General features: G+C 71.3%; 23 protein-coding genes, 1 rRNA gene and 2 riboswitches. Of the genes, 18 read left to right on the forward strand and 6 right to left on the reverse strand.

Features of this window, described 5'->3' with window-relative positions:
- The 11 genes from rrf to AB0411_RS10960 form a co-directional block, all read left to right on the forward strand.
- Positions 1-82: ribosomal RNA gene (gene rrf / locus AB0411_RS10910) — 5S ribosomal RNA — on the forward strand; the annotation flags it as partial.
- Between the two features lie 143 nt (positions 83-225).
- The gene (locus tag AB0411_RS10915) at positions 226-834 is read left to right on the forward strand and encodes a CDP-alcohol phosphatidyltransferase family protein (RefSeq protein ID WP_366416948.1); all 609 of its coding nucleotides are present in this window, start codon (positions 226-228) and stop codon (positions 832-834) included.
- A 121-nt stretch (positions 835-955) separates the two neighbouring features.
- Complete coding sequence (locus AB0411_RS10920) at positions 956-3,451, forward strand: mannose-1-phosphate guanyltransferase (RefSeq protein WP_366416949.1); 2,496 nt, start codon at positions 956-958, stop codon at positions 3,449-3,451.
- A gap of 75 nt (positions 3,452-3,526) precedes the next feature.
- Positions 3,527-4,459 (forward strand): DUF881 domain-containing protein, encoded by a 933-nt coding sequence (locus AB0411_RS10925; RefSeq protein WP_366416950.1) that lies wholly within the window; start codon positions 3,527-3,529, stop codon positions 4,457-4,459.
- The gene (locus AB0411_RS10930) at positions 4,456-4,788 is read left to right on the forward strand and encodes a small basic family protein (protein WP_003984969.1); all 333 of its coding nucleotides are present in this window, start codon (positions 4,456-4,458) and stop codon (positions 4,786-4,788) included. The genes AB0411_RS10925 and AB0411_RS10930 overlap by 4 nt, the downstream gene beginning before the upstream one ends.
- Positions 4,789-4,793: 5 nt before the next feature.
- A complete protein-coding gene (locus AB0411_RS10935) occupies positions 4,794-5,921 on the forward strand; it encodes a DUF881 domain-containing protein (RefSeq protein WP_437041641.1) in 1,128 nt (375 codons plus the stop codon).
- Positions 5,922-6,039: 118 nt separating this feature from the next.
- Positions 6,040-6,888: an FHA domain-containing protein gene (locus AB0411_RS10940; RefSeq protein WP_366417386.1), complete on the forward strand. Its 849-nt coding sequence runs from the start codon at positions 6,040-6,042 to the stop codon at positions 6,886-6,888.
- A gap of 17 nt (positions 6,889-6,905) precedes the next feature.
- A complete protein-coding gene (gene ftsR, locus AB0411_RS10945) occupies positions 6,906-7,652 on the forward strand; it encodes a transcriptional regulator FtsR (RefSeq protein WP_366416951.1) in 747 nt (248 codons plus the stop codon).
- A 56-nt stretch (positions 7,653-7,708) separates the two neighbouring features.
- Positions 7,709-8,182: a bifunctional nuclease family protein gene (locus AB0411_RS10950; RefSeq protein WP_006606439.1), complete on the forward strand. Its 474-nt coding sequence runs from the start codon at positions 7,709-7,711 to the stop codon at positions 8,180-8,182.
- A gap of 187 nt (positions 8,183-8,369) precedes the next feature.
- On the forward strand, positions 8,370-8,975 hold the full coding sequence (locus AB0411_RS10955; protein WP_366416952.1) for a MerR family transcriptional regulator: 606 nt from the start codon (positions 8,370-8,372) through the stop codon (positions 8,973-8,975).
- A 65-nt stretch (positions 8,976-9,040) separates the two neighbouring features.
- The gene (locus AB0411_RS10960) at positions 9,041-10,501 is read left to right on the forward strand and encodes a DNA polymerase IV (protein WP_366416953.1); all 1,461 of its coding nucleotides are present in this window, start codon (positions 9,041-9,043) and stop codon (positions 10,499-10,501) included.
- Here AB0411_RS10960 and AB0411_RS10965 read toward each other — a convergent pair.
- The gene (locus tag AB0411_RS10965) at positions 10,408-10,794 is read right to left on the reverse strand and encodes a PRC-barrel domain-containing protein (RefSeq protein ID WP_170314272.1); all 387 of its coding nucleotides are present in this window, start codon (positions 10,792-10,794) and stop codon (positions 10,408-10,410) included. The genes AB0411_RS10960 and AB0411_RS10965 overlap by 94 nt on opposite strands.
- Before the next feature lie 114 nt (positions 10,795-10,908).
- A riboswitch (glycine riboswitch) is annotated at positions 10,909-11,006 on the forward strand.
- Positions 11,007-11,133, forward strand: a riboswitch (glycine riboswitch).
- A gap of 60 nt (positions 11,134-11,193) precedes the next feature.
- On the opposite strand from AB0411_RS10965, the gene gcvP reads away from it, so the two are divergent.
- Positions 11,194-14,079, forward strand: coding sequence for an aminomethyl-transferring glycine dehydrogenase (gcvP, locus tag AB0411_RS10970; RefSeq protein WP_366416954.1), 2,886 nt, complete (start codon positions 11,194-11,196; stop codon positions 14,077-14,079).
- Between the two features lie 82 nt (positions 14,080-14,161).
- Here the strand turns inward: gcvP and AB0411_RS10975 are convergent, their stop codons facing one another.
- Both AB0411_RS10975 and AB0411_RS10980 read right to left on the reverse strand, forming a co-directional pair.
- A complete protein-coding gene (locus tag AB0411_RS10975; protein ID WP_279627945.1) occupies positions 14,162-14,356 on the reverse strand; it encodes a DUF5999 family protein in 195 nt (64 codons plus the stop codon).
- A gap of 316 nt (positions 14,357-14,672) precedes the next feature.
- On the reverse strand, positions 14,673-15,263 hold the full coding sequence (locus AB0411_RS10980) for a hypothetical protein (RefSeq protein ID WP_366416955.1): 591 nt from the start codon (positions 15,261-15,263) through the stop codon (positions 14,673-14,675).
- A gap of 567 nt (positions 15,264-15,830) precedes the next feature.
- On the opposite strand from AB0411_RS10980, the gene AB0411_RS10985 reads away from it, so the two are divergent.
- On the forward strand, positions 15,831-17,384 hold the full coding sequence (locus AB0411_RS10985; protein WP_366416956.1) for a glutamate-cysteine ligase family protein: 1,554 nt from the start codon (positions 15,831-15,833) through the stop codon (positions 17,382-17,384).
- A gap of 75 nt (positions 17,385-17,459) precedes the next feature.
- Here the strand turns inward: AB0411_RS10985 and AB0411_RS10990 are convergent, their stop codons facing one another.
- Positions 17,460-19,244, reverse strand: a complete 1,785-nt coding sequence (locus tag AB0411_RS10990; protein ID WP_366416957.1) for a substrate-binding domain-containing protein — start codon at positions 19,242-19,244, stop codon at positions 17,460-17,462.
- A 194-nt stretch (positions 19,245-19,438) separates the two neighbouring features.
- Between AB0411_RS10990 and AB0411_RS10995 the strand changes: the two genes are divergently transcribed.
- A complete protein-coding gene (locus tag AB0411_RS10995) occupies positions 19,439-20,260 on the forward strand; it encodes a CPBP family intramembrane glutamic endopeptidase (protein ID WP_366416958.1) in 822 nt (273 codons plus the stop codon).
- Positions 20,261-20,329: 69 nt separating this feature from the next.
- Here AB0411_RS10995 and AB0411_RS11000 read toward each other — a convergent pair whose 3' ends face one another.
- Entirely contained in the window at positions 20,330-21,151 is an 822-nt protein-coding gene (locus AB0411_RS11000; RefSeq protein ID WP_366416959.1) for a PhzF family phenazine biosynthesis protein, read from the reverse strand.
- 212 nt (positions 21,152-21,363) lie between these two features.
- Here AB0411_RS11000 and AB0411_RS11005 point away from each other — a divergent pair, with 212 nt between their 5' ends.
- Positions 21,364-21,978 carry a PadR family transcriptional regulator gene (locus AB0411_RS11005; protein ID WP_366416960.1) on the forward strand — a complete coding sequence of 205 codons (615 nt, stop codon included), beginning with the start codon at positions 21,364-21,366 and terminating at the stop codon, positions 21,976-21,978.
- Between the two features lie 114 nt (positions 21,979-22,092).
- On the opposite strand, the gene AB0411_RS11010 is transcribed toward AB0411_RS11005, so the two are convergent.
- On the reverse strand, positions 22,093-22,521 hold the full coding sequence (locus tag AB0411_RS11010; protein ID WP_366416961.1) for a type II toxin-antitoxin system Rv0910 family toxin: 429 nt from the start codon (positions 22,519-22,521) through the stop codon (positions 22,093-22,095).
- Between the two features lie 349 nt (positions 22,522-22,870).
- Here AB0411_RS11010 and AB0411_RS11015 point away from each other — a divergent pair, with 349 nt between their 5' ends.
- The 3 genes from AB0411_RS11015 (at position 22,871) to AB0411_RS11025 (ending at position 25,839) form a co-directional block, all read left to right on the forward strand.
- Positions 22,871-23,383, forward strand: coding sequence for a Clp protease N-terminal domain-containing protein (locus tag AB0411_RS11015; protein WP_366416962.1), 513 nt, complete (start codon positions 22,871-22,873; stop codon positions 23,381-23,383).
- 66 nt (positions 23,384-23,449) lie between these two features.
- Positions 23,450-24,595 (forward strand): EamA family transporter, encoded by a 1,146-nt coding sequence (locus tag AB0411_RS11020; protein WP_366416963.1) that lies wholly within the window; start codon positions 23,450-23,452, stop codon positions 24,593-24,595.
- Positions 24,596-24,861: 266 nt separating this feature from the next.
- A complete protein-coding gene (locus tag AB0411_RS11025) occupies positions 24,862-25,839 on the forward strand; it encodes a DMT family transporter (protein WP_366416964.1) in 978 nt (325 codons plus the stop codon).
- Positions 25,840-25,902: the final 63 nt, after the last annotated feature.

Here is a 25,902-nt window from a genome sequence, read left to right on the forward strand (position 1 = left end):
CATTCCGAACCCGGAAGCTAAGCCTTTCAGCGCCGATGGTACTGCAGGGGGGACCCTGTGGGAGAGTAGGACGCCGCCGAACAATCTTTGTGGGAAGCCCCGCACCGTATGGTGCGGGGCTTTTCCGCGTTGTCGTCGTCCGGGGACCCGCGGCACGGCTCGGCCGGCGGGCCGGGTAAGGTCAGGGTGCATCGTTGACACATTTCCCCCACAGGAGGCCCCCGCGTGGAGGTCCAGGAGACGCGGGTCCAGACGGATCGCGTCCTCACCATCCCGAATATCCTGAGCATGGCGCGCCTCGTCGGCGTGCCGGTGTTCCTGTGGCTGATCCTGTGGCCGGAATTCGGTGGCCCGAACGCTGACCTCTGGGCGCTCCTGATCCTGGCGCTGAGCGGCGTCAGTGACTATCTGGACGGCAAGCTCGCCCGGCGCTGGAACCAGATCAGCAGCCTGGGCCGCATCCTCGACCCGGCTGCCGACCGCCTCTACATCCTGTCGACGCTCGTCGGTCTGACATGGCGCGAGATCCTGCCGCTCTGGCTCACCGGTGCCCTGCTGGCACGGGAGCTGATGCTGCTCGTCGCGGTCGGATTCCTCGGACGCCACGGCTACGGGCCTCCCCAGGTGAACTTCCTGGGCAAAGCGGCTACGTTCAACTTGATGTATGCCTTCCCGTTGCTCCTCCTGAGCGACAGGAGGGGCTGGCTTCACGAACTCGCCACAGTTTTCGGATGGGCGTTCGCAGGATGGGGTACGGCGCTCTACTGGTGGGCAGGGATCCTCTACGTGGTCCAGGTCCGTCGAATCATCAGGGCGGACGCCACGGCCGACTGAGCTCTCCGAACCGGCAGGTTGTGCCAGGGCCCGGCGCCCGTACGTGAGAACAGGAACAGCGGGCGCTTTGGACAAGTGAAGTCGGCAAGACCGTCGTCTCTTAGAGGAGGACGCTTCCGACATGAAGGCCGTTGTGATGGCCGGCGGCGAGGGAACACGCCTTCGCCCCATGACGTCCAGTATGCCCAAGCCGCTGCTTCCGGTCGCCAACAGGCCGATCATGGAGCATGTACTCAGGCTGCTGAAACGGCATGGTCTCAATGAGACCGTCGTGACCGTGCAATTCCTTGCCTCGCTCGTCAAGAACTATTTCGGCGACGGGGAAGAGCTCGGGATGGAGCTCACCTACGCCAATGAGGAAAAGCCACTCGGCACCGCGGGCAGCGTGAAGAACGCCGAGGAGGCCCTCAAGGACGACGCCTTCCTCGTCATCTCCGGTGACGCCCTCACCGATTTCGACCTGACCGATCTGATCAGGTTCCACAAGGAGAAGGGCGCCCTTGTCACCGTCTGCCTGACGCGGGTACCCAACCCGCTCGAGTTCGGCATCACCATCGTCGACGAGGCCGGCAAGGTCGAACGGTTCCTGGAAAAGCCCACCTGGGGCCAGGTCTTCTCGGACACCGTCAACACCGGCATCTACGTCATGGAGCCGGAAGTCTTCGACTACTTCGAGCCCGATGTGCCCGTCGACTGGTCGGGCGATGTCTTTCCGCAGCTCATGAAGGAAGGCAAGCCGATCTACGGCTATATCGCCGAGGGCTACTGGGAGGACGTCGGGACGCACGAAAGCTATGTGAAGGCACAGGCCGATGTCCTCGAGGGCAAGGTCGATGTGGAAATCGACGGCTTCGAGATCTCGCCCGGCGTATGGGTCGCCGAGGGCGCCGAGGTCCACCCCGATGCCGAGCTCCGCGGGCCGTTGTACATCGGTGACTACGCCAAGATCGAAGCGGATGCGGAGATTCGGGAGCACACCGTCGTCGGCTCCAATGTCGTCGTCAAGAGCGGGGCGTTCCTGCACCGGGCCGTGGTGCACGACAACGTCTACATCGGGCAGCAGAGCAATCTGCGCGGCTGTGTGATCGGCAAGAACACCGACATCATGCGGGCCGCCCGGATCGAGGACGGCGCCGTCATCGGCGACGAGTGCCTCATCGGTGAAGAATCGATCGTGCAGGGCAATGTGCGGGTCTACCCGTTCAAGACCATCGAGGCCGGCGCATTCGTCAACACCTCGGTGATCTGGGAGTCCCGGGGCCAGGCGCATCTGTTCGGCGCCCGCGGCGTCTCCGGGATCCTCAACGTCGAGATCACGCCGGAACTCGCCGTACGGCTCGCGGGCGCGTATGCCACCACGCTCAAGAAGGGCTCCACGGTCACCACCGCGCGAGACCACTCCCGCGGCGCCCGGGCGCTCAAGCGCGCCGTGATCTCCGCGCTGCAGACCAGTGCCATCGACGTCCGCGACCTGGAGAACGTCCCGCTGCCCGTCGCCCGCCAGCAGACCGCTCGTGGCAGCGCCGGCGGCATCATGATCCGGACGACGCCCGGCGTGCCGGACTCCGTCGACATCATGTTCTTCGACGAGCGGGGCGCCGATCTCTCACAGGCCGGCCAGCGCAAGCTCGACCGGGTCTTCGCCCGCCAGGAGTACCGTCGCGCCTTCCCCGGCGAGATCGGTGATCTGATCTTCCCGGCCAGTGTCTTCGACTCCTACACGGGGTCGCTGCTGCGGGCCGTGGACATCACGGGGATCAGCGAGTCCGGGCTGAAGGTCGTCGTGGACGCCTCGAACGGCAGCGCGGGCCTGGTCCTGCCCAGCCTGCTGGGCCGGCTCGGCGTCGACTCCCTGACCATCAATCCCGGGCTCGACGAGTCCCGGCCGACCGAGACGGCCGACGCGCGGCGCTCCGGACTCGTGCGGCTCGGCGAGATCGTGGCCTCGGCCCGGGCCGCCTTCGGCGTGCGCTTCGACCCCGTGGGCGAACGGCTCTCGCTCGTGGACGAGCGCGGCCGGATCATCGAGGACGACCGCGCGCTGCTGGTCATGCTGGACCTGGTGGCGGCGGAGCGGCGCACCGGGCGGGTGGCACTGCCGGTCACCACGACCCGCATCGCCGAGCAGGTGGCGGCGTACCACGGGACGCAGGTGGAGTGGACGACGACCTCTCCCGACGATCTGACCCGGGTGGGGCGCGACGACGCCACCATCTTCGGCGGGGACGGCAGGGGCGGCTTCCTCATCCCCGAGTTCAGCAGCGTCTTCGACGGTGCCGCGGCCTTCGTCCGGCTGATCGGGCTGGTGGCCCGCACCCAGCTCACGCTGAGCCAGATCGACGCGCGCATCCCGCGGGCGCACGTCCAGCGCCGTGACCTGGCCACCCCGTGGGCGGTCAAGGGGCTGGTCATGCGGCATGTCGTCGAGGCGGCCGGTGACCGGGACGTGGACACCACCGACGGTGTACGGGTCGTGGAGCCCGACGGCCGCTGGGTACTGGTGCTGCCCGACCCCGCCGAGGCGGTCACCCACCTGTGGGCGGAAGGGCCGGACGACGCCTCCGCCCTGCAGCTGCTGGACGAGTGGTCCGCCGTGGTGGACAGCGCAGGACGCTGACCCGGACCCCACCGGCGGGCCGTGGATCGGCACGCCGGTGGGGCCATTGGGAGACCGCACGGCCGACGTGCGACGATGTGCGGCATGTCGCAGCAGCGCCCCGATCGGAGCAACACGAAGACCTCGGCCGCGCGCCCCGATGCGTCCATGTCGCTGCTGACCAATGTGATGGATCACAGCCTCGACGACGGATACGCCGAGGCCGCCGCCCGGAAGTCCGAAACGGGTGTGCGCGGTCTGCCGCGTACCCTGCGGGCCAAGTTGGGCCTGGCTGCCGGTCTGGTGCTCGCCGCGCTCGTGGTGACGGTGGGGGCGGCGCAGGCGCGCATATCGGCACCGACGCTCGCCAAGGAGCGCGAGGAACTGATCAACCGCATCCAGAAGGGCACCGGTGAGGCGGACCGGCAGCAGCAGCGGGTCGATGCGCTCCGGGACGACGTCAGCAGGATGCAGCGCGAGGCGTTGAAGCAGCACGGCAGCGACAAGGCCGAAGTGCTGGGCCTGCTGTCCGGTTCGACCCAGGTCTCCGGGCCGGGCGTGAAACTCGTCGTGGACGATGCCAAGGACGCGGAATCCAGCGGCGGCGGACCGCGCGAGAGCAGTGGATTTTCGGACACGGGGCGGGTGCGCGACAGGGACATGCAGCGCGTCGTCAACGGGCTGTGGGCGTCGGGTGCGGAGGCCATCTCCGTCAATGGACAGCGGCTTACGTCACTCTCGGCGATCAGAGCCGCAGGAGACGCCATACTGGTCGACAACAAGCCACTGGTACCGCCTTATACGGTGCTGGCGGTGGGGGACGGGCAGAGGCTGAGCACCGCTTTCCAGGACAGCGCCGACGGCCAGTACCTGCACGTGCTGCAGGAGAACTACGGCGTGCGCACCCGGATTTCCGTGGAGCACGAGATCACGCTGACGCCCGCACCCAGTTTGATCGTACGTACCGCAAAGCCGCAGGCCGGTGCCGCCAAGGCGGACGGCACCGACATAGGGAAGGGCACATCGTGATCGCCGTATTGGGCCTCATCGTGGGAGTCGTGGTCGGGCTTGTCGTCCGACCCGTGGTGCCGACGGTGGTCGAGCCCTACTTGCCGATCGCTGTCGTCGCGGCGCTGGACGCCGTGTTCGGTGGTCTGCGCGCGATGCTGGACGGCATCTTCGACGACAAGGTCTTCGTGGTCTCCTTCCTGTCGAATGTCGTCGTCGCCGCGCTGATCGTCTTCCTCGGCGACAAGTTGGGCGTCGGCGCCCAACTCTCCACGGGCGTCGTCGTGGTGCTGGGTATCCGGATCTTCTCCAACGCCGCCGCCATCCGCCGGCACGTCTTCCGGGCGTGAGGCCGATGCCGACGGAGGAGACCCCGGAGCCCGAGAAGAAGCAGGAACAGCCGGAGCGGGCAGGACGGCCGGAGCAGTCGGAGTGGCCGCGGCCGGCGGATCAGCCGGAGCCCGCGAAGCGGCCGGAGCGCCCCGGGCCTGAGCCGAAGCAGGAGCCGGGAGCGGTGCCCGAACCGGAGCCGGCGCCGAAATCGGAGTCGGAACCGGCCCAGGAACGGGAGCCCGAAGCCGAGCCGGACAGCGGCCCGGCAGGCCGGCGGCCGATGCCGCCCGAGAGCCGGAGCGCCCAGGAGTGGGCCGAGGCCGAGGAAGAGACCGAGGCTCACGAACCGGACAGTGCTGGACACAAGGCCGACAAAGGGGCAGACTCCTCGACTCCGGAGGCGGTTGCCGACGGGAGTGCGCAGCGCCCGATGAGCGGCCGGGAGCGGCTGGTGGCGAGCCTGTGGCCGCCGCGGCTGACCCGGGCTCAACTGATCGTTGCGTTGCTCCTGTTCATTCTCGGCCTCGGCCTGGCGATTCAGGTACGTTCCACAAGTGACAGCAGTGCTCTGCGGGGTGCGCGTCAGGAGGACTTGGTGCGCATTCTGGACGAGCTGGACAACCGCTCCCAGCGGTTGACCGACGAACAGCGGCGCCTGGAAGGGCAGAAGACCGAGTTGGCGAACAGCTCGGACCAGGCCGAGGAGGCCCGTAAGCAGACCGTGGAGAAGGAACAGCAGCTGGGCGTGCTGGCCGGGACCGTCGCGGCGCAAGGGCCCGGCATCACCCTGACCATCGACGACCCGGCGCACTCCGTCGAGGCGGACAAGCTGCTGGACACCATCCAGGAGCTGCGGGCGGCCGGCGCCGAGGCCATCCAGGTCAATGACGTCCGGGTCGTCGCGAACACCTCGCTGTCGGATGTCAGGGGTGGCGTGGGGATCGACGGGAAGCGCGTCGTGCAGCCGTACCGTTTCAAGGTCATCGGTAAGCCGGAGGACCTGGAACCGGCGCTGAACATCCCCGGTGGAGTGGTCCAGACTCTGGAAAAGGAGCAGGCCAAGGTGTCTGTGACCCGTGAGAAGAAGATCATTGTGGACGCCTTGCGAGAGGCGAAGCGGCCTGACTACGCTCGGTCGTCATCGCAGTGAGGCGTACAGGTATGTCGAGTGCCCGGCGAGGGCATGAGGTAGCGGGGGGTCGACGCACCGTGCGTGTGGTGTGTGGTGGAAACTGTCTGAAGGCCACGGACGTTCACAGGATGTCCGGATCGGCCGGTGTGTGCATCGAGGGTTCGTCCTGCCCCACGGGCGGGTCTATGTCGTTCAAGGGGAATCGCCCGTGAAGTTGTTTGGAAAGCTGTTCGGCAAGAGCGCCCGCCAGGATGGCGACAGCGGCTCCGCGCGGCACCGTGCGTCGGGCAGGCCCGACGAGAGCGGCGCCGCCGAGGACCGTCCGCTCTTCCGTGACGAGGTCAGCGGTCCGTCCGGGGGGTACGGTGCGGGTTCTGTTGACCCCTCCGGTGCCGGCCGCATAGGTTCCCAGGAACCATCAGCCGCACGCACGGGTGGAGGGTCGGCCTTGCCGGTTTGTACGAGGTGTGGGAACCGGAATGCCGAGGCGAGCCGGTTCTGTTCCAACTGTGGAGCGCCGCTTCGCGCGGGCGCTCAGCCCGAGCGGGCGTCCGAGACGACCTCCACGATCTCCATTTCGGGGCTGGAGGCCTACGACTCGGAGACGACGGGCCAGAATCTGGCGCCGTCGCTGTCCCCGGAGGCCCAGGCGGCCGTCGACGCCCTTCCGTTGGGATCGGCGCTGCTGGTCGTCCGGCGGGGTCCGAATTCGGGCAGCCGCTTCCTCCTGGACAGCGAGCTGACGACGGCGGGCCGGCACCCGCAGGGCGACATCTTCCTCGACGATGTGACGGTCTCGCGCCGTCACGTGGAGTTCCGCCGGGGACCGGACGGTCTCTTCACGGTCTCCGACGTCGGCAGCCTCAACGGCACCTACGTCAACCGTGAGCGGATCGACTCCGTCACCCTCGCCACCGGCGACGAGGTCCAGATCGGCAAGTTCCGCCTGGTCTTCTACGCGAGCCAGCGAGGCGCCGGTATCTGACCGGCCGGGGAAGGCATATGCGCGATACACCGAAAGGCGGCGCCGGGTTCTCCGGCGCCGCCTCCTCGGACGGCAAGCCGGTGAGCATCGGCACGGTGCTCACCCTGCTGCGGGAGGAATTTCCCGAGGTCACCATCTCCAAGATCCGCTTCCTGGAGGCCGAGGGACTGGTCGAGCCGAAGCGCACGCCTTCCGGGTACCGCAAATTCACGCCGCAGGACGTCGAGCGCCTGGCGGCCGTCCTGCGGATGCAGCGGGACCACTATCTGCCGCTCAAGGTCATCAGGGAGCATCTGGACGCCCTGGAGCGCGGTGAGCGGGTGCCGCTGCCGGCTCCGGCCACACCCTCCCGTGATCTCGTCGAAGGCGTCCACGACCCCGCTGAGGAGCGTCCTACGGCTGCCCGTATCGGCCGGGCGGAGCTGCTGGCCGCCGCGGAGGTGGACGAGACGGCGCTCGCCGACTGGGAGTCCTACGGGCTCATCGTCCCTCATGCGGAGGGCGGATACGACATCGAGGCCGTCACGGTCGCCAAGCTCGTCGCGGACCTGGGCCGCTTCGGCCTCGAGCCGCGGCATCTGCGTGCCGTGAAGGCGGCCGCCGAGCGCGAGGCGGGCCTGGTCGAGCAGGTCGTTGCACCCCTTCGGCGGCACCGTAACCCGCAGACCAGGGCCCATGCCGAAGCCACCGCCAGGGAGCTGGCCACGCTGTCCGTACGGCTGCATGCGGCACTGGTGCAGAGCGCTTTGCGGGTCCGCCTGTAGTGAGCAAACGAGTGCCCGACTACCCAAACCGGCCGGGCACGTCCTAGGGTTGCTGTGTGAACGAGCTCGACGTCGTGGGTGTCCGGGTGGAAATGCCTTCCAGCCAACCGATCGTGCTCCTGCGGGAGGTGGGAGGCGATCGCTACTTGCCCATTTGGATCGGGCCAGGGGAGGCCACCGCCATCGCCTTTGCCCAGCAGGGCATGGTCCCTGCCAGGCCGCTGACGCACGACCTTTTCAAGGATGTGCTGGAAGCGGTGGGCCAGGAACTGACGCAGGTGCGCATCACGGACCTGCGCGAGGGGGTTTTCTATGCCGAACTCGTCTTCGCGAGCGGAGTCGAGGTCAGTGCGCGTCCGTCCGACGCCATAGCGCTGGCGTTGCGCACCGGAACGCCGATCTTCGGTACCGACGGTGTGCTGGACGACGCGGGGATCGCCATCCCGGACGAGCAGGAGGACGAGGTGGAGAAGTTCCGCGAGTTCCTCGACCAGATCTCGCCCGAGGACTTCGGCACCAACAGCCAGTAATACCGGCCAGACGGACCGCCTGTTTCCGGCCAAACACTTAGCCGTTCCCCGTGCGGGGTCACGAGAAACCACTCGTAGGGTGATTATCACTCGGCGTGGCGAGCGCGGCGATCGTTGACGCACCCCGAGTGACTGCATACCGTCGATGTGGCAGGTCCCGTCCGGGACGTGGAGGACGGAGGGCGGCGTGGCAATCACCGGCGACGGTATGGCGGCGGAAGGGGCGTTGCCGCTCCACTCGGGCGCAGCAGCGAACCCTGCCCCGGCACCGGCCGCGGCGGTGTCGGGGGACTGCGAGGCGCAGAGCATCGGCTATCGCGGCCCGACCGCCTGTGCGGCAGCGGGCATCACCTACCGGCAGCTCGACTACTGGGCGCGTACGGGCCTGGTGGAGCCGAGCATCCGGCCTGCGTACGGCTCCGGCACCCAGCGGCTCTACAGCTTCCGGGACGTCGTGGTCCTGAAGATCGTCAAGCGGCTGCTGGACACCGGGGTGTCGCTGCAGAACATCCGCACCGCCGTCCAGCACCTCCGGGCCCGCGGGCTGGCGGATCTGACCCGGATGACGCTCATGAGCGACGGCGCGACGGTCTACGAGTGCACCTCGCCCGACCAGGTCGTGGACCTGCTCCAGGGCGGCCAGGGCGTCTTCGGCATCGCCGTGGGCGTGGTGTGGCGGGACGTGGAGGGCGCGCTGTCACAGCTCCACGGGGAGCGTGTGGACACCGGCGAGACCCTGGTCGGGAAGAACCCGCACGACGAGCTGGCGCGGCGGCGCAACCGGGCGGGCTGAGTCCCGGCGGCCGCACCGGCCCGGCATGGGGCCGATTGTCAGTGGCATGGGGCAGCATCGGAGATGTGAGACCCGCGCCGACGATCCTGCATCTCGACATGGATGCGTTCTTCGCGGCCGCCGAGCAGGCGGCCAAGCCGAGCCTTCGCGGCAAGCCCGTGGTGGTCGGCGGGATCGGCGTGCGCGGGGTGGTCTCCACGGCGTCGTACGAAGCCCGGGTGTTCGGTGTCCGCTCCGCGATGCCGACGGCCCAGGCGCGCCGGCTGTGCCCCAACGCCGCTTATCTCGCCCCGCGCTTCTCCTTGTACCGCCAGGTGAGTGAGGTGGTGATGGAGCTGTTGCACGCGCTGTCGCCGCTGGTGGAGCCGCTGAGCCTGGACGAGGCGTTCGTCGACCTGGAGGCGGGCGGGGTGCCGCCGCACACGGCCGCGGTGCGGGCCGTGGGGGAGCAGCTGCGCCGCGACATCCGCTCGGCCACGGGCCTGACCGGCTCGGTGGGGCTGGCCGGCGCCAAGTTGCTGGCGAAGATCGCGTCCGAGGCTGCCAAGCCGAACGGTCTGGTGGTGATCGAGCCCGGTACCGAGCGCGAGCTGCTGGGGCCGATGACGGTGCGGACGCTGCCGGGGGTGGGGCCCGCGACGGCCGAGACGCTGCGCCGGGCCGGGATCCACACCGTCGCCGAGACCGCGGAGGCCGGCGAGGCCGAGCTGGTGCGGCTGCTGGGCAGGGCGCACGGCGCCGGGCTCTACGCGATGGCGCTGGGCCGGGACGACCGGCCCGTGGTGGCCGAGCGGGATGCGAAGTCCATCTCGGTCGAGGACACCTTCGAGGTCGATCTGACCGACCGGACGCGGGTGCGCAGCGAGGTGCTGCGGCTGGCCGACCGCTGCGTACAGCGGCTGCGGGCCGCCGGGCGCTCCGGGCGGACGGTGGTCATCAAGGTGCGCAACTACGACTTCTCGACCCTGACCCGCTCCGAGACGCTCCGTGGGCCGACCGACGACCCCGCGGTGATACGGGAGGCCGCTGTGCGGCTGCTGGAGACGGTGGACACCACGGGCGGCGTGCGGCTGCTGGGCGTGGGGGTCAGCGGACTGGCCGACTTCACACAGGAGGATCTGTTCGCCCAGGCGGCGACGGAGCGGGAGGCGGAGGAGGCGGAGAAGGCCGCGAAGGCGGCGGCGGAGCTGTCCGGTGGCGGGGCGGCGGTGGAGGCCGAGGAGGAGCGGCCGCGGCGCTGGGATCCGGGACGGGACGTGCTGCACGACGAGTACGGCGCGGGCTGGGTGCAGGGGAGCGGGGTGGGGAGAGTGACCGTACGCTTCGAAACGCCGTGGTCCGCACCGGGGAGGGTGCGGACCTTTGCTGTCGAGGATCCGGCGCTGCGGCCGGGGGAGCCCCTGCCGCTGGTGGGCGGGGGGCCGGCGGACGGTCAGTCGTCCGAGCCGGCGATCTTGCCGAAGTCCTGGTCGCCGGAGCCGGGGGAGGACACCGGGTCGGTCGGCGAGGAGATATCCAGTCGGTAGTGGTGGTAGAGCTGGAGTTCCTGCTCGGGGGAGAGATGGCGGCCGACGCCGAAGTCCGGTGCGTCCTTGATCAGCTTACGGTCGTAGGGAATGTGCAGGCCCTCACCGACCATCTTGCTGGGTTCGAGGGGGACGAACGCGTCCCGGCTGAAGAGTCCGGTACGCACGGCCGCCCACTCCGGTTCCCCCGTCGCGTCGTCGAGGTAGACCTCGTCGATCGTGCCTATTTTGGCGCCGTTACGGTCGAACGCTTTGCGGCCGATCAGGCTCCGGGGATCGATATCGGTTTGCACGGCCCCTCCAATTGGTCGCAACTGCCCTCTGACAACTACCAAACGGCACATTTCATGCCCTGGCCACTCGAAGGATCCTTCGAGTGCCGCGCTGGTAGGCTGGCCAATGGCCGCAGACCCCTTGCGGGAGAGTCCCTGATCGTTCGCGACCAGGGCGCCGAAGGAGCAAATCCTCCCCGGAATCTCTCAGGCACACGTACCGCGTGGGCGAGGTCACTCTGGAAAGCAGGGCGGGCCGCGGAAGGCACAGCTCCGGGACCCCTCCTCACCGACGGTGAAAGCCGGGCCGCCTCGTGTGGGCCGGTGAAGCTCTCAGGTTGAGATGACAGAGGGGGAGGCCGTCCGGGCACCCGCGCCGTGGTGCCCCTCGTAGGTCGCGTGACCAGGAGGCCCCCGCAGATGACCACCAATCGCATCTCCTTGACCGAGCTGGAAAGCGGCACTCCCTTCGAGCACCGGCACATCGGCCCCGACCACGAGGCGCAGGCCAAGATGCTCGCGCACATCGGGTTCGGATCGCTGGACGAGCTCACCGCCACCGCCGTGCCCGATGTCATCAAGAGCGCCGAGGCGCTGGGCCTGCCGCAGGCCCGTACCGAGGCCGAGGTGCTCCAGGAGCTGCACGGCCTCGCGGACCGCAACCAGGTGCTGGCGTCCATGATCGGACTCGGCTACTACGGCACGTTCACCCCGCCGGTGATCCTGCGCAACGTCATGGAGAACCCGGCCTGGTACACGGCGTACACGCCCTACCAGCCGGAGATCTCGCAGGGCCGCCTGGAGGCGCTGCTGAACTTCCAGACGATGGTCGCCGACCTGACCGGCCTGCCCACCTCCGGCTCCTCCCTGCTGGACGAGGGCACCGCGGCCGCCGAGGCGATGGCGCTCTCCCGCCGGGTCGGCAAGGTCAAGCAGGGCGTCTTCCTGGTCGACGCCGACTGTCTGCCGCAGACCATCGCCGTGATCGAGACCCGTGCGGAGCCCACCGGCGTCGAGGTCGTGGTCGCCGACCTGTCGGACGGCATCCCGGCCGAGATCGCCGAGCGCGGGGTGTTCGGTGTGCTGCTGCAGTACCCGGGCGCCTCCGGTGCGGTCCGCGACCCGCGCGCGCTCATCGAGCAGGCCCACGAGCTGGGCGCGGTCGTCACCGTCGCCGCCGATCTGCTCGCCCTGACGCTGCTGACCTCGCCCGGCGAGCTCGGCGCGGACATCGCCGTCGGCACCACCCAGCGCTTCGGCGTCCCGATGGGCTTCGGCGGACCGCACGCCGGCTTCATGGCCGTCCGCGACCAGTTCGCCCGCAGCCTGCCCGGCCGCCTGGTGGGCGTCTCCGTCGACGCCGACGGCCACAAGGCCTACCGCCTCGCGCTGCAGACCCGTGAGCAGCACATCCGCCGGGAGAAGGCCACCAGCAACATCTGCACCGCGCAGGTGCTGCTCGCCGTCATGGCCGGCATGTACGCGGTCTACCACGGCCCCGAGGGCCTGCGGACCATCGCCCGGCGCACCCACCGCTACGCCGCGGTCCTCGCCGAGGGCCTGCGGGCCGGCGGGGTGGAGATCGTGCACGACGCGTACTTCGACACGCTGACCGCGCGGGTGCCCGGCCGGGCCGCCGAGGTCGTCGCCGCCGCCCGTGAGGCCGGCGTCAACCTCCGGCAGGTCGACGCCGACCTCGTCGGCATCGCGTGCGACGAGACCACCGGACGCGCGCAGCTGGCCGGCGTCTGGGGCGCCTTCGGGGTGCACGGCGACGTCGAGCAGCTGGACGCGGCCGCCGCCGAGGCGCTGCCGCAGGCCCTGCTGCGCAGCGACGACTACCTCGCCCACCCGGTCTTCCACCAGTACCGCTCCGAGACCGCGATGCTGCGCTACCTGCGCACCCTCGCGGACAAGGACTACGCACTGGACCGCGGCATGATCCCGCTCGGCTCCTGCACCATGAAGCTGAACGCGACCACCGAGATGGAGCCGGTCACCTGGCCCGCCTTCGGCCAGCTGCACCCCTTCGCGCCGGCCGCCCAGGCCCAGGGCTACCTCACGCTGATCCAGGAGCTGGAGGAGCGGCTGGCCACCGTCACCGGCTACGACAAGGTCTCCATCCAGCCCAACGCCGGATCGCAGGGCGAGCTGGCCGGTCTGCTGGCGGTACGTGCCTACCACCGTGCCAACGGCGACGAGCAGCGCACGGTCTGCCTGATCCCGTCCTCCGCGCACGGCACCAACGCCGCCAGCGCGGTGATGGCCGGGATGAAGGTCGTCGTCGTCAAGACCGGCGAGGACGGCGAGGTCGACGCCGACGACCTGCACGCCAAGATCGAGAAGCACCGTGACGAGCTCTCGGTCCTGATGGTCACCTACCCCTCCACGCACGGCGTGTTCGAGGAGCACATCACCGAGATCTGCGCGGCGGTGCACGACGCCGGCGGTCAGGTCTACGTCGACGGCGCCAACCTCAACGCGCTGGTCGGTCTCGCCGAGCCCGGCAAGTTCGGCGGCGACGTCTCGCACCTCAACCTGCACAAGACCTTCTGCATCCCGCACGGCGGCGGTGGCCCGGGCGTCGGCCCGGTCGGCGTGCGCGCCCACCTGGCGCCCTACCTGCCCAACCACCCGCTGCAGCCGGGCGCGGGTCCCGAGACGGGCGTGGGACCGATCTCCGCCGCGCCCTGGGGCTCGGCCGGCATCCTGCCGATCTCCTGGGCGTACGTCCGCTTGATGGGCGGCGAGGGCCTCAAGCGCGCCACCCAGGTGGCGGTGCTGAGCGCCAACTACATCGCCAAGCGCCTGGAGCCGCACTACCCGGTGCTCTACACCGGCCCCGGCGGCCTGGTCGCCCACGAGTGCATCATCGACGTCCGGCCGCTGACCAAGGCGACCGGCGTGAGCATCGACGACGTCGCCAAGCGGCTCATCGACTACGGCTTCCACGCGCCGACGATGTCCTTCCCCGTGGCCGGCACGCTGATGATCGAGCCGACCGAGAGCGAGGACCTCGGCGAGCTGGACCGGTTCTGCGACGCGATGATCGCCATCCGCGCGGAGATCGAGAAGGTCGGCACGGGGGAGTGGGACAAGGACGACAACCCGCTGCGCAACGCCCCGCACACCGCGGCCGCGCTCGGTGGCGACTGGTCGCACGCCTACACCCGCGAGGAGGCGGTCTTCCCGTCCGGCGTCGAGGCCTCCGAGAAGTACTGGCCGCCGGTGCGCCGGATCGACGGTGCCTTCGGCGACCGTAACCTCGTCTGCTCCTGCCCGCCGCTGGACGCGTACGACAACTGAGTCACGGCAGCGGATCCACCGCAACATTCAAGGGCCCTCGGCAGATCTGCCGGGGGCCCTGTGGTGCGTGCCGCGCTCGGGGTCAGGCGGCGGCGGTGGCGCGAGCGCGGTGCGGGGCGATGACCTGCCCGTCCGGCAGCAGCTCACCGGTGTCCTCGAAGAGCAGGACGCCGTTGCAGAGCAGGCTCCAGCCCTGCTCCGGGTGGTGCGCCACAAGGTGGGCGGCCTCCCGGTCGGAGGAGTCGGCTGACGGGCATGGCGGTTGGTGCTGGCACATGGAAGTTGTCTTTCGCTGCGGTGTGGTGAACGTCGTCGTGCGGCTCGATGAGGTGTTCATGGCCGCTCCCCCGTTTCCTTCGGTCGGTCCCAGTGTTGCCCCACGGAGAGGATTCCGCAGGGATTTCGCAGCAGCGGTACTCACTCGGTAGGGACGCGTCACCCATGCGGGCGGTTGCTCCCAATTGCACTCCTGCCCAAGAGGGTTGGGAGTGGTAACCACGGACTAGCCCGCGTGGGTGAGCGCGACAGAGCGCCCCGTGGCCGGACGGGGCCGCGGGGCATGCTCGTGCGGGAACCGGGGGCGGTGCGCCGGCTCAGGCGGGTTCGGCGAGGAGCGGGGTCGCCGGGGTGAGGCGGAGGGTGAGCCGGGGGAGCAGGTCGGCGATGCGCTGCGGACGGTGGGCGGCGATCCCCGGCGGGGCGGGCGCCAGGGGTACCAGCAGGTCACCGGGCGCGGGCAGCCCTTCGGCGCCGTCGGAGGCGGTGTCGTGGTGCAGCCACAGGGTGAGCATGTACAGCTCGGGGACGGACAGCAGCCGCGGCTGGTAGGGCGTGCCGAGCGCCTCGGCCTGCGCCAGGGCCTGCTCGGTCGCGGCGACGTAGGGGCCGCCGCAGAACCGGGCGAAGGCCCAGCCGTCCGCGGTGAGCATCGCCTCGGCGGTCGCCACGGCACGCTCCCCGCCGCGGACCAGGAAGCGCCAGCCGGTCAGCCGGGTCTGCGGCATGCCGCCGGTCCCGCTGACGTCGTCCCAGACGTGGACGGGCAGCGGGTGGTCGGGGCTGAGCGGACCCTGATGGGCGCGCAGCGCGGGGACCGGGGCCTCGCGGACGGCGGTGGGCGAGCCGAGGGCGGTGAGGACGCTGCGCAGGGCAGGCGCGGGGGCAGGGGGAAGGTGCAGCGGCATGGTGGGTCGCCTCTCGCTTCGGAGACACGGTGGAGCGTGGCAGGTGCAAACGACGCTGTCTGCGTGCGGGGTCAGAGCGTGGCCGGCCGGGGCTGCGGCCCGGCGAGGTCAGTCGCTGTGCCCCCGTGCCGGTGAGCGCACCGGGACGTGGGGCGCCAAGTCTCTGCCTCGTAAGCGGAGTTTATACGACGTATGTTCCGAAAGTGTTTCGACTACCGGCCTTGCGGATTTCCGGCAAGAGGAAATCCAGACCCTTGCACAAGGCGCTTTACGCCGCTTTGTGCAACCTCTTTACGACGCCACCTCGCATTGCCGCTGCGGCGCGGTAGGCCGGATCTCGCCGGTGTTTCTCGTCGGGGAAATGCTGTAGGCCGGCGCCATCGAGATATGCCGATGGCGAGTGCCGGAGGCCGGACCACTTCGAGCCTATCGGTACCGGAGTGCCCCCGCGGCGTTATCGATCAGATTGCCGGGGCATCATCGACCGTAGCGTGAGCCCCGGTGGAGTCGGGGAAGGCCCCAAGCGGCCCGTGGCCGCGGGTCGTTCACTCGAGGAGGGACCCGTCGATGGGGGAGAAGGTTGCCGCGGACGGGATCGACCTGGCGGACCGGGAGCGTTATCGAAGAAAGCTCCACGAGTGTCTCGCGGGATTGCGCAGGCTCCTGGCGGAGGAGAGGTTCGACCGGCCCAAAAATCTCATGGGCCTGGAGATCGAACTCAATCTGGCGGGCGCCGACGGACTGCCCCGTATGATGAACTCGCAGGTTCTCGAACGCATCGCCAGCTGCGATTTCCAGACCGAACTCGCCCAGTGCAATCTAGAGGTGAACATCCTGCCGCACCGATTGAGCGGCAGCGTCCTGGACCAGCTCGCCGAGGAACTCCGTACGGGACTCGCCTACGCCGAGCGAAAGGCCCGCGAGGTCGCCGCCCGGATCGTGATGATCGGCATCCTGCCCACCCTGCACGCCACCGACCTCACGGCCGCCAGCCTCTCCGAGAACGACCGCTATGTCCTGCTCAACGACCAGATGCGGGCGGCCCGCGGCGAGGACTTCGCCCTCGACATCCGCGGCGTCGAGCACCTGGTCTCCCGCTCGCCCTCCATCGCGCCCGAGGCCGCGTGCACCTCGGTCCAGCTGCACCTGCAGGTGACACCCGGCCGCTTCGCCGCCGTCTGGAACGCGGCACAGGCCATCGCCGCGGTGCAGGTGGCGGTCGGCGCCAACTCGCCGTTCCTCTTCGGCCGTGAGCTGTGGCGCGAGTCCCGGCCGCCGGTCTTCCAGCAGGCCACCGATACCCGCGCGCCCGAGCTGCAGGCCCAGGGGGTACGGCCCCGCACCTGGTTCGGGGAGCGCTGGATCGACTCCGCCTACGACCTCTTCGAGGAGAACCTGCGCTACTTCCCGCCGCTGCTGCCGGTGTGCGGACCGCAGGAGCCGCTGCGGGTCCTCGACGAGGGCGGGGCGCCCGACCTGGCCGAACTCGTCCTGCACAACGGCACGATCTACCGCTGGAACCGCCCCGTCTACGCGGTCGCCGACGGCGTCGCGCACCTCAGGGTCGAGAACCGGGTGCTGCCGGCCGGCCCCACCGTCGCCGACGTCATCGCGAATACGGCCTTCTACTACGGACTGGTGCGGGCGCTGGCCGAGGAGCCGCGCCCCGTCTGGTCGCGTCTCCCGTTCGCCGCCGCGGCCCGCAACTTCGACGCCGCCTGCCGGTACGGCATCGACGCCACCCTGGACTGGCCGCGTCCCGGACGGTCCGGGGGGATCGCCGGCATCCCGGCCGTACGGCTGGTCCGCAGCGAACTGCTGCCGCTGGCGGCTCGCGGGCTGGACGCCTGGGGGGTGGAACCGGCCGACCGCGACCACTACCTCGGCATCATCGAGGAGCGCTGCCGACGCCGGGTCAACGGCGCGTCATGGCAGGCCGCGGCCTGCCGGCACGCCCGGCGCCAGGGCCTGGACCGGGACGCCGCGCTCGCCGCGATGACCCGGCGCTACGGCGAGCTGATGCACTCCGGGGAGCCGGTGCACACCTGGCCGGTGGCCTGGCCGGTCGGCGGCCGCGCCGTCGTACGGGAGCCGCAGCGGGCGGCGACCGACGGGGCGTAGCGGCCGACGGGCGTAGCGGGGGCGACGGAGTGCCCGGTGGGCGCGGCGGGCCGGGTTTCGGAGCGGCCGGCCCGCTCAGCGCGGCTTCTTGCCGCCCGCGGTCATGAGGGCCTTGATGAGCGCCTGGTGGAGCTGCGAGGGGTCGCCGACCCGGTGGGCCGAGCCGCCGGTCGGCGCCACCATGCGGTTCAGGGCCGCGGTGTCGGCCGCCGGGCCGATGGCGAGGGCGATCACCGGGACCGGCTTCCCGGGGTCGGACAGCCCCTTGAGCTTGTCGACCAGGGCGTCGAGGCCGAGGCTCACGGCATCGTCGTCGGCGCCGTCGGTGACGATGACCAGGGCGTTGAGCTTCCCGCTCGTGTACGTGGCGCAGGCTCGGCGGTACGCGGCGAGGGTGGTGTCGTACAGGCCGGTGGCGCCGCGGGACACCGGTGCCAGTGAGCCGAACGCGGCGGTGAGCGCGTCACGGTGGGTGCCGCCGCCCGGGGCCCGGTCGCCGAGGCGGCCGGTGGGGGACAGCTCCACGTAGTCCTTGGCGCCGTCCAGGAGGGTGGCGAACTTCCACAGCCCGATCTCGTCCTCGGGCGTGAAGGTGGCCAGCGCCTGGAGCAGGGAGTTCTTGGCGAGTTCCATCCGCGACCGGCCGTCGCCCGGGACCGGGCCGCCCATCGAGGGCGAGGCGTCCACGACCGTGGTGAGCCGGATGTTCTGGACCGTGACCGTCCACATCCCCATTAGGGCCTGGAGTTCCTTGCCGGCCGGCGGATCGGCGGGGGATGCGGCGTACGGCTGCGGGGCGCGGCCGCCGGCGGCATCGGTCACCTTCGGGTCCGCCGCGCCGTTGTCGGTCCGGAAGCCGTGCCCGCGCAGCGTGCGCCGGCCGTCGCTCTCGCCCAGCAGCGTCATGAACCGGCTGGCGGCGCGGGCCTGCTCGGGGCTCATCTCGGCCTCGTCGACCAGTGTGTACGGGTAGTCGAGCCGGGCCGGGCCGTCCTGGGGGTAGAACAGCCGCAGACCGGGGCCGCCGTGCGCAGCCGTGTTGTGGGCGTAGGCGGCCTGCTCCGACAGCAGCAGCGCCTGGTTGCGGCGCGGATTGTCCCGCTCCGCACCGGAGTCGTTGCGCGGCAGGGTGGCCAGGGCCGGTCCGTCGCCGTCCGCTGTCCGCTGGTGGAGGAGTTTGGCGGTCGCGGCGGTGCGGGTGCGGGCCTCGTCGGCGTTGTCGGTGTCCGTGGTGTCGGCGGCGCCGGTCCGGGCCAGCGCGAGCAGGCCGGTGGCGCTGCGGGCCGGGTCGGCGACGCCCAGGCGCGGCCCGTCGCCGGCGGTCGCCCGCCGGATCAGCTTCGTCCAGGTGTAGGTCTTGCGGGGCCAGCCCAGCGAGGCGGCGGTCGCGGGGACGGCGCCCAGCACGATGGGGGACGAGGCGACGGAACCGGCGGCGGTCAGCGGGGTGCCGCGCTCCGCCTCGACCCGGTCCACCCACAGGCTCGAATCCGGTATCCACACCTGGAACTCGGGGTCGACCGGCCGCTGCCCGAACGCGTCGGCGAGGTCGTTGGCGGCGCGCGCGGTGACCCTGACGTCCAGACATCTGCCGTCGGTGCGCGTGGCGTCCTGGCGCGCTGTCCTGGCCACCGCTTCGAGCGCCGGGACGACATCGGGCGAGGCGGCGACATCGAGCCGCGCCGACGGACCGTCGCACGGGCCGCCGAACGGGAGCAGGCCGCTGCGCAGTGCCACCACCGAACCCGCGGCGACGGCCAGGGCGAGACCGGTGGCGATGACGAGGGTGCGCCGACGGGCCCCGGAACGGGCCCCCGTGCGCTCCGGTGCGGAGCCGTCGGGCAAGCTGTGTCGTCCCATTGCGGTAGCGCCTCTCCTTCTCGGAGCTCGATCGGGATTCGATGGGGAGAGGGGACGCGCGCCACGTGGATGGCGCCCGTCCCCGGCCTGTCGCGCGCGATCTTCGTACCTGCTGCCGAGACCCTAGCGGGGCGGTGGTGGCGACGAGGCGGTAATGCGGAAGTGGAGGAAGCGTGCAGTCGGATACAAGTCCCGTGGCCGATGCGGACGTTCCGGGGGACGGGCCCGGAAAGGGGCCGGGGGCGGGAGCGGCCGAGGAGCCGTCCCGGAGCATCCTGCGGAGCGAGACGCTGATCGTCCTGGCCCTGTCGCTGGGCGCCAGCGCGGTGTCGGCGCTGATCAGTTTCGTCGGATCGCTGACCAAGCCCGGCGGCCTCAAGCATCAGGCGGCGACGCTCAACGGCTCGCATGCGCCGGGCCGGCCCTGGCTCGATCTCGCCTGGCAGCTGTTCGGTATCGCGACGGCTCTGGTCCCCGTGGTGCTGGTGGCGCATTTCCTGCTGCGCGAACGGGCCGGCGGGCTGCGCGCGATCGGCTTCGACCGGCGTCGGCCCGGCTTCGACCTGAGCCGGGGCGCCGGGCTGGCGGCCGTCATCGGGGGCAGCGGTCTGCTGCTCTATCTGGGCGCGCGGGCGGCCGGATTCAATCTGACGGTGGTTCCCGAGGCGCTGCCCGCGGTGTGGTGGAAGATCCCGGTGCTGATCGCCTCCGCGGTGCAGAACGCCGTGCTGGAGGAGGTCATCGTCGTCGGGTATCTGCTGCGCAGGCTGGGGCAGTTGGGCTGGTCCCCGATGGCGGCGCTGGCCGCCAGCGCGCTGCTGCGCGGTTCCTACCACCTCTACCAGGGCATCGGCGGCTTCGTCGGCAACATGGTGATGGGCGTGATCTTCGTGCTGCTCTACCGGCGGTGGGGGCGGGTCGGGCCGCTGGTCGCCGCGCACGCCCTGATCGACACCGTGGCGTTCGTCGGCTATGCGGTGCTCGCGGGGCACGTGGGGTGGCTGCCGACGGCGTGAGACGGGGGAGGCGCGGGGCACCGTCGGTGCCTGCCGCGCCTCCCCGAGACGGCTCCTGCCGGGACCGGTTCAGCCGGTGACCAGCAGCTCGCCGTCGATGACCGTGACCGCCGAGCCGGTCAGTAGCGTCCGGTCGCCGCGCAGTTCGGTGCGGACGAAGCCGGTGCGGGCGGCGCCCTGCAGGCCGACGAGCGCGGCACGGCTCAGGCGGGCCGACCAGAACGGGGCGAGCGCGGTGTGCGCGCTGCCCGTCACCGGGTCCTCGTCGATGCCCACCGCGGGGAAGAAGCAGCGCGAGACGAAGTCGTAGCCGCCCTCGGGGCGGTCGGCGCGCGCGGTGGCGATCACGCCCCGGCCGCCGTGCCCGGCCAGCGCCCCGAGGTCCGGGGACAGCTCCCGTACGGACTTCTCGTCGGCCAGCTCGACCAGGAGGTCCCCGACGTCGGGACCGGTGTCGTGCGCGGAGCGGATCTCGGTGCCCAGCGCGTCCGCGACGACCGGCGGGACCTCGACCGGCGTGAGCGGGGCGGTCGGGAAGTCCATGGTGATCGCGCCGCCGGCGTCGGCAGTCGTGGTCAGCACGCCACTACGCGTGCGGAAGCGGACCGTACCGGAGGCTGTCCCGGTGGTGTGCAGGACGTGTGCGGTGGCCAAAGTGGCGTGCCCGCACATGTTCACCTCGGCGGCCGGAGTGAGCCAGCGCAGCGCCCAGTCGGCGTCACCGCCCGCGGGCAGCGGATGCGCGAAGGCGGTCTCGGAGAGGTTGACCTCGGTGGCGACCTGCTGCAGCCAGGCCGTATCGGGAAAGGCGCCGGAGTCGAGGAGCACGACTCCCGCCGGGTTGCCGGTGAACGGACGCTCGCTGAAGGCGTCGACGATACGAATCCTCATGGCCGCGAGCGTAGAGGTGCCACAAAGCCGCAGGCCAAGGCCAATTCGAGGGAATTGGCCATGGGACGTCGGCAGGGGCGGGGCTCGGGTGGCGTGCCGGTCGTGCGCGCGCTGTCCCGGGGGATGCACTTCAGGGGCTTGCTTCGACGAACAGTCCCGATATATCGTTGAGACATCGCAATAGATCAACGATAGGAAGCGAGGACGTACTCATGCGTTCCCACGGACACGATCACGGACATGAGCACTGCGGACCCGGCCGTCGCGGCGGACCGGGCGACTTCCCGGGCGGCCGGGAGCGGCTGCGCGCGGCTTTCGGCCCGTTCGGCCCGCCCTTCGGGGGCCCGCCGTTCGGCGGCGGCCGGGGGCGCGGCGGGCCGCGCGGCCGGGCGCGGCGCGGCGATGTGCGCGCCTCGATCCTGGCGCTGCTCAAGGACCGTCCGATGCACGGCTACGAGATGATCCAGGAGATCGCCGAGCGCAGCGGCGGGGCGTGGAAGCCCAGCCCAGGTTCGGTCTACCCGACGCTGCAGCTCCTGGAGGACGAGGGGCTGATCGCCAGCGCCAGTGAGGGCGGCAAGAAGCTGTTCTCGCTGACCGACGCCGGACGCGCCGAGGCCGACAGCGGCTCGGACGCCCCCTGGGAGGACGCCGGCCGCGGTGTCGACTGGGAGGCGATGAACGAGATCCGCAAGGCGGGCGGCGGCCTGGTCGAGGCGTTCCGCCAGGTGTGGGCCACGGGCACTCCCGAACAGCGGGAGAAGGCCATGGCGGTGGTCAACAAGGCGCGCAAGGAGCTGTACCTGATCCTTGCCGAAGAGGACTGAGCGAGGAGGGGGCGAGCGGGGGCGACGGGGGAGCGCTTCTTCGGGGCCTCGGGGCCGGGGGTGTGCCGGGGTCGGGAGCCGCGGGTGCAGGGGCGGCTCCCGGCGGGCCGGAGGTCAGGTGACCAGGGTGGCGAGCCTGCGCAGCGACTCGTTCAGCGCGGCGCCCGCCGAGTCCCTGAGCTTGCCGGCCATCAGGGAGACCGCGGCGCCCGTGAACGTCCCGTCGATCCGTACGTCCGTCGCCCCGCCCTCCGGGGTGAGCGCATAGCGCATCCCCAGGCTGACGCCCATCGGGCCCTTGCCCTGGACGTCGAGCAGCCGGCCCGGCTCCAGCTCCCGCACCGTCCAGACGACCTCCGCGGGAAAGCCCATCAGCTTCATGTTCTCCTCGTAGGCCGCGCCGACCTCAAGCGTTTCGGGGCCGCCTTTGGGGAAGGCGGTGTGGGTGGCGTTCCACTCCCCGTAGGAGTCGAAGTCGGTGAGCCGGTCCCAGAGCTTCTCGGCCGGCGCGTCGATGCGGGCCTGCGCGGTGACTTCGGCCATGCGATCACCCCTTCGGTGGCGGTCCCTGGCTGGTGCCGCGGAACGTAGTCCTGCGGGGGTGAAGGTTCAATACCGATGACGCCTCGTTCTGATGATGCGTCAGGTTGCTGGTGAGGGGCGAGGCGGGTCTCAGGGTGAGGTGCCCGGGGCGGCCGCGACCGCCGCCCCGGGTTCGTACGTCCGGCTTCCGCGACGGCCCGCCCCGGCTTCGTGTGTCCGGCCTCCATGATTCCCCCGCATCTCCTCCCCAAGGATGAGATCGCGTGCGGCGGTGCCCAACCACCGTGGGAGACGCAAATGCTCCCCGCCGGGGATGATCCGGCCCCCAGAGGCTGGTGGGGTGGGGGCTGTGCAAAACCGTACTGCGTACAGTGGCGGCGAAGGTCCCGCCCAGGAGGAGTCCGACAGCCGCCTCACCGTCGAGCTCGCGACGGTCGTGTCCGCCGCCCGCAGGCGGGCCACCCGCGACGGCGACCGGCAGGTCGACACCGCGCATCTGCTGCACGGCCTCCTGGAATCGGACCCCGCCGTACGCGCCGCCTTCGAGGGCGCACCGCAGGTCGCACGGCTCCTGGGCTACCTCGTCCAGCGCAGCATCGGCTACGGACTCCGGTGGCACGGCACCGTCGAGGACTCCGGCGCGGTCCCCGTGGTCACCGAGGGCCAGGTCCCCGGATGGTCACCGGCCGCGGCCGCCGCCATGGACGGTGCCCTGGACCGCGCCCATGCCCGCTACGCCACCCGCGCGGGCTGCCTCGACCTGCTCGCCGCATTGGTGGACGACCCCGAATCCCGCGCCGTCGAGGTGCTGCGCCGGGCCGCCGTGGACACCGGCCGGCTCGCCGCCCGCCTGGACGGGTGACGCCCGGCCGGGACGGACAGGGGTCTGGGGGGTCACACTGCTGACGTCGGCTGCCATGATGACCCGATGCACGTGTCTTCGGGGAGCCCGGCCGGTCCACCGACCGGCCCGGGCCAGGGAACTCCGGGGTCCCGCGGGACCCAGCCGCCACCACCCGCCCTCGGGGCGAGCCGTAGCGAGGCGTCCCGGGGACGCCGCGCCGGCCTCGGCATCGCCCTGCTGTCCGCCCTGGCCTTCGGCGGTTCCGGCGTCGCCGCCAAGCCCCTGATATCCGCCGGCCTCGAACCGCTGCACGTCACCTGGCTGCGGGTCGCCGGTGCGGCGCTGGTCATGCTGCCGGTCGCCTGGCGCCACCGGGAACTGCCGCGCCGCCGGCCGGCGCTGCTCGCGGGCTTCGGGCTGCTCGCCGTCGCGGGGGTGCAGGCCTGCTACTTCGCCGCGCTCTCCCGTATCCCGGTCGGTGTCGCGCTGCTCATCGAATACCTGGCGCCCGCCCTCGTGCTGGGCTGGGTCCGCTTCGTACAGAAACGGCCGGTCACCCGTGCCGCCGCGGTCGGCGTGGTGCTGGCCGTCGGCGGACTGGCCTGCGTCGTCGAGGTCTGGTCCGGGCTGAGCCTCGACGCCGTCGGACTCATCCTCGCCCTCGGCGCGGCCTGCTGCCAGGTCGGCTACTTCGTGCTGTCCGACCACGGCACCGACGGCGACGACACCGTGGACCCGCTCGGCGTGATCAGCTACGGCCTGCTGGTCGGCGCGGTCGTCCTCACCGTGATCGCCCGCCCCTGGGACATGGACTGGGCGGTGCTCGGCGGCGGCGCGGAGATGAACGGCACCCAGGTGCCCGCCGCCCTGCTGCTCGCCTGGATCGTGCTGATCGCGACGGTGGCCGCGTACCTCACCGGAGTGGTCTCCATCCGCCGGCTCTCGCCGCAGGTGGCCGGGGTGGTCGCGTGCCTGGAAGCGGTCATCGCGACGGTCCTGGCCTGGGTCCTGCTCGGCGAACACCTCTCCGTGCCGCAGATCGTCGGGGGCGTGGTGGTGCTGACCGGCGCCTTCATCGCGCAGTCGGCCAAACCGAAGACGACGCAGACGGTGCGGGTGGCGCAGGGCGGCGGTGCGGGGGACGCGGCGGACGCCGGCGGTGCGGGGGACTTCCCGGCGTCCTCGGCTCCGTCTGCCCCGTCGGCTCCGTCTGCGTCGTCCGGGGCGTAGCGGACCCGACGGGGCTTCCCGCACGGTTCCCCGCCGCATCGGGGGCGCGCCCGAAAGTGACTTGTCGGCCGGTTCGCGGGCGACGTAGGGTGGCGATCATGCATTCGACCGTGCTGCCCCCTCCCGCCGCGTAAGGCGGGCGGCGGCCTCCGAGGAAAACCCGGCCCGGGAAGGTTCCCGAGCCGTTTTGTCGCTGCCTGCACACGGGACCACGCGACCACTCCACGGCGCACCGCGCCGTCCTGGATTTCCCGGAGCACCTCTTCATGCATGCCACTCCTTCCTCCGCCCTGCCCGTGGGCCGGGGGCTGCTGTACGTGACGTTCGCCGCGACCGCCTGGGGCACGGCGGGCGCGGCCGCCGCCCTCCTCTACCGCGACAGCGGACTGGGCCCGCTCGCCCTCACCTTCTGGCGCACCTTCGGCGGCCTGGTCCTGCTGCTCGCCGTACGGGCGCTGCCGCGCCGCCGGTCCGGCACCGTCGCCGCCCCCGCTCCGAACGAGCCGCTGCGCCGGCGGGTGACCCGGATCGTGGTGACCGGTGTCGCCCTCGCCGTCTTCCAGGCGGCCTACTTCGCGGCCGTCGAAGCCACCGGGCTGGCCGTGGGCACCGTCGTCACCATGGGGGCGGGGCCTGTCCTGATCGCCCTCGGGGCGCGCGTGACGATGGGCGAACGGCTCGGCGGGGGCGGGGTGCTGGCCGTCGCCGGGGCACTCGCCGGGCTGGCGGTACTGGTCCTCGGGGGCGACCAGGGCGCCGACGTCCGGCCCGCCGGCCTCGGGTACGCCCTGCTGTCCGCGGCAGGATGCGCCGCGATGACGCTGGCCGGCCGGCGGCTGGGCAAGGGCGGGGGCAGCGATCCGTACGCCTCGACGATCGACGCGTTCGCCGTGGCCGCGCTGTGTCTGCTGCCGCTCGCCGCGGTGGAGGGGCTGTGGCCCCAGGGGCACGATCTGGGTCGCAGTCTTGTGCTGCTCGGGTACATCGCGGCCGTGCCGACGGCGCTGGCCTACGGGCTGTACTTCGCGGGGCTGGCCGCCGTCCGCGCCGCGACCGCGTCCGTGATCTCGCTGATCGAGCCGGTGTCGGCCGCGGTGATCGCGGTGCTGTTCCTCGGGGAGCGGCTCACGGCGGCGACGCTGCTCGGCACCGGCGTGCTGCTGGCGGCCGTGACCGCGTTGGCGGTGACGGAGGCGCGCGGGGCGGTGACGGCCGCGCGGCCCGCGGCGCCGGCGGGCGGCTGAGACCCGGTGCCCCCGGCCGGTTGTGCCGGGGGCGCCGGGTACGCGCCGATGAACCGGCCGGTC

Origin of the sequence: Streptomyces angustmyceticus (genome assembly GCF_040701845.1) — a bacterium.
GTDB classification, from domain to species: domain Bacteria; phylum Actinomycetota; class Actinomycetes; order Streptomycetales; family Streptomycetaceae; genus Streptomyces; species Streptomyces angustmyceticus_A.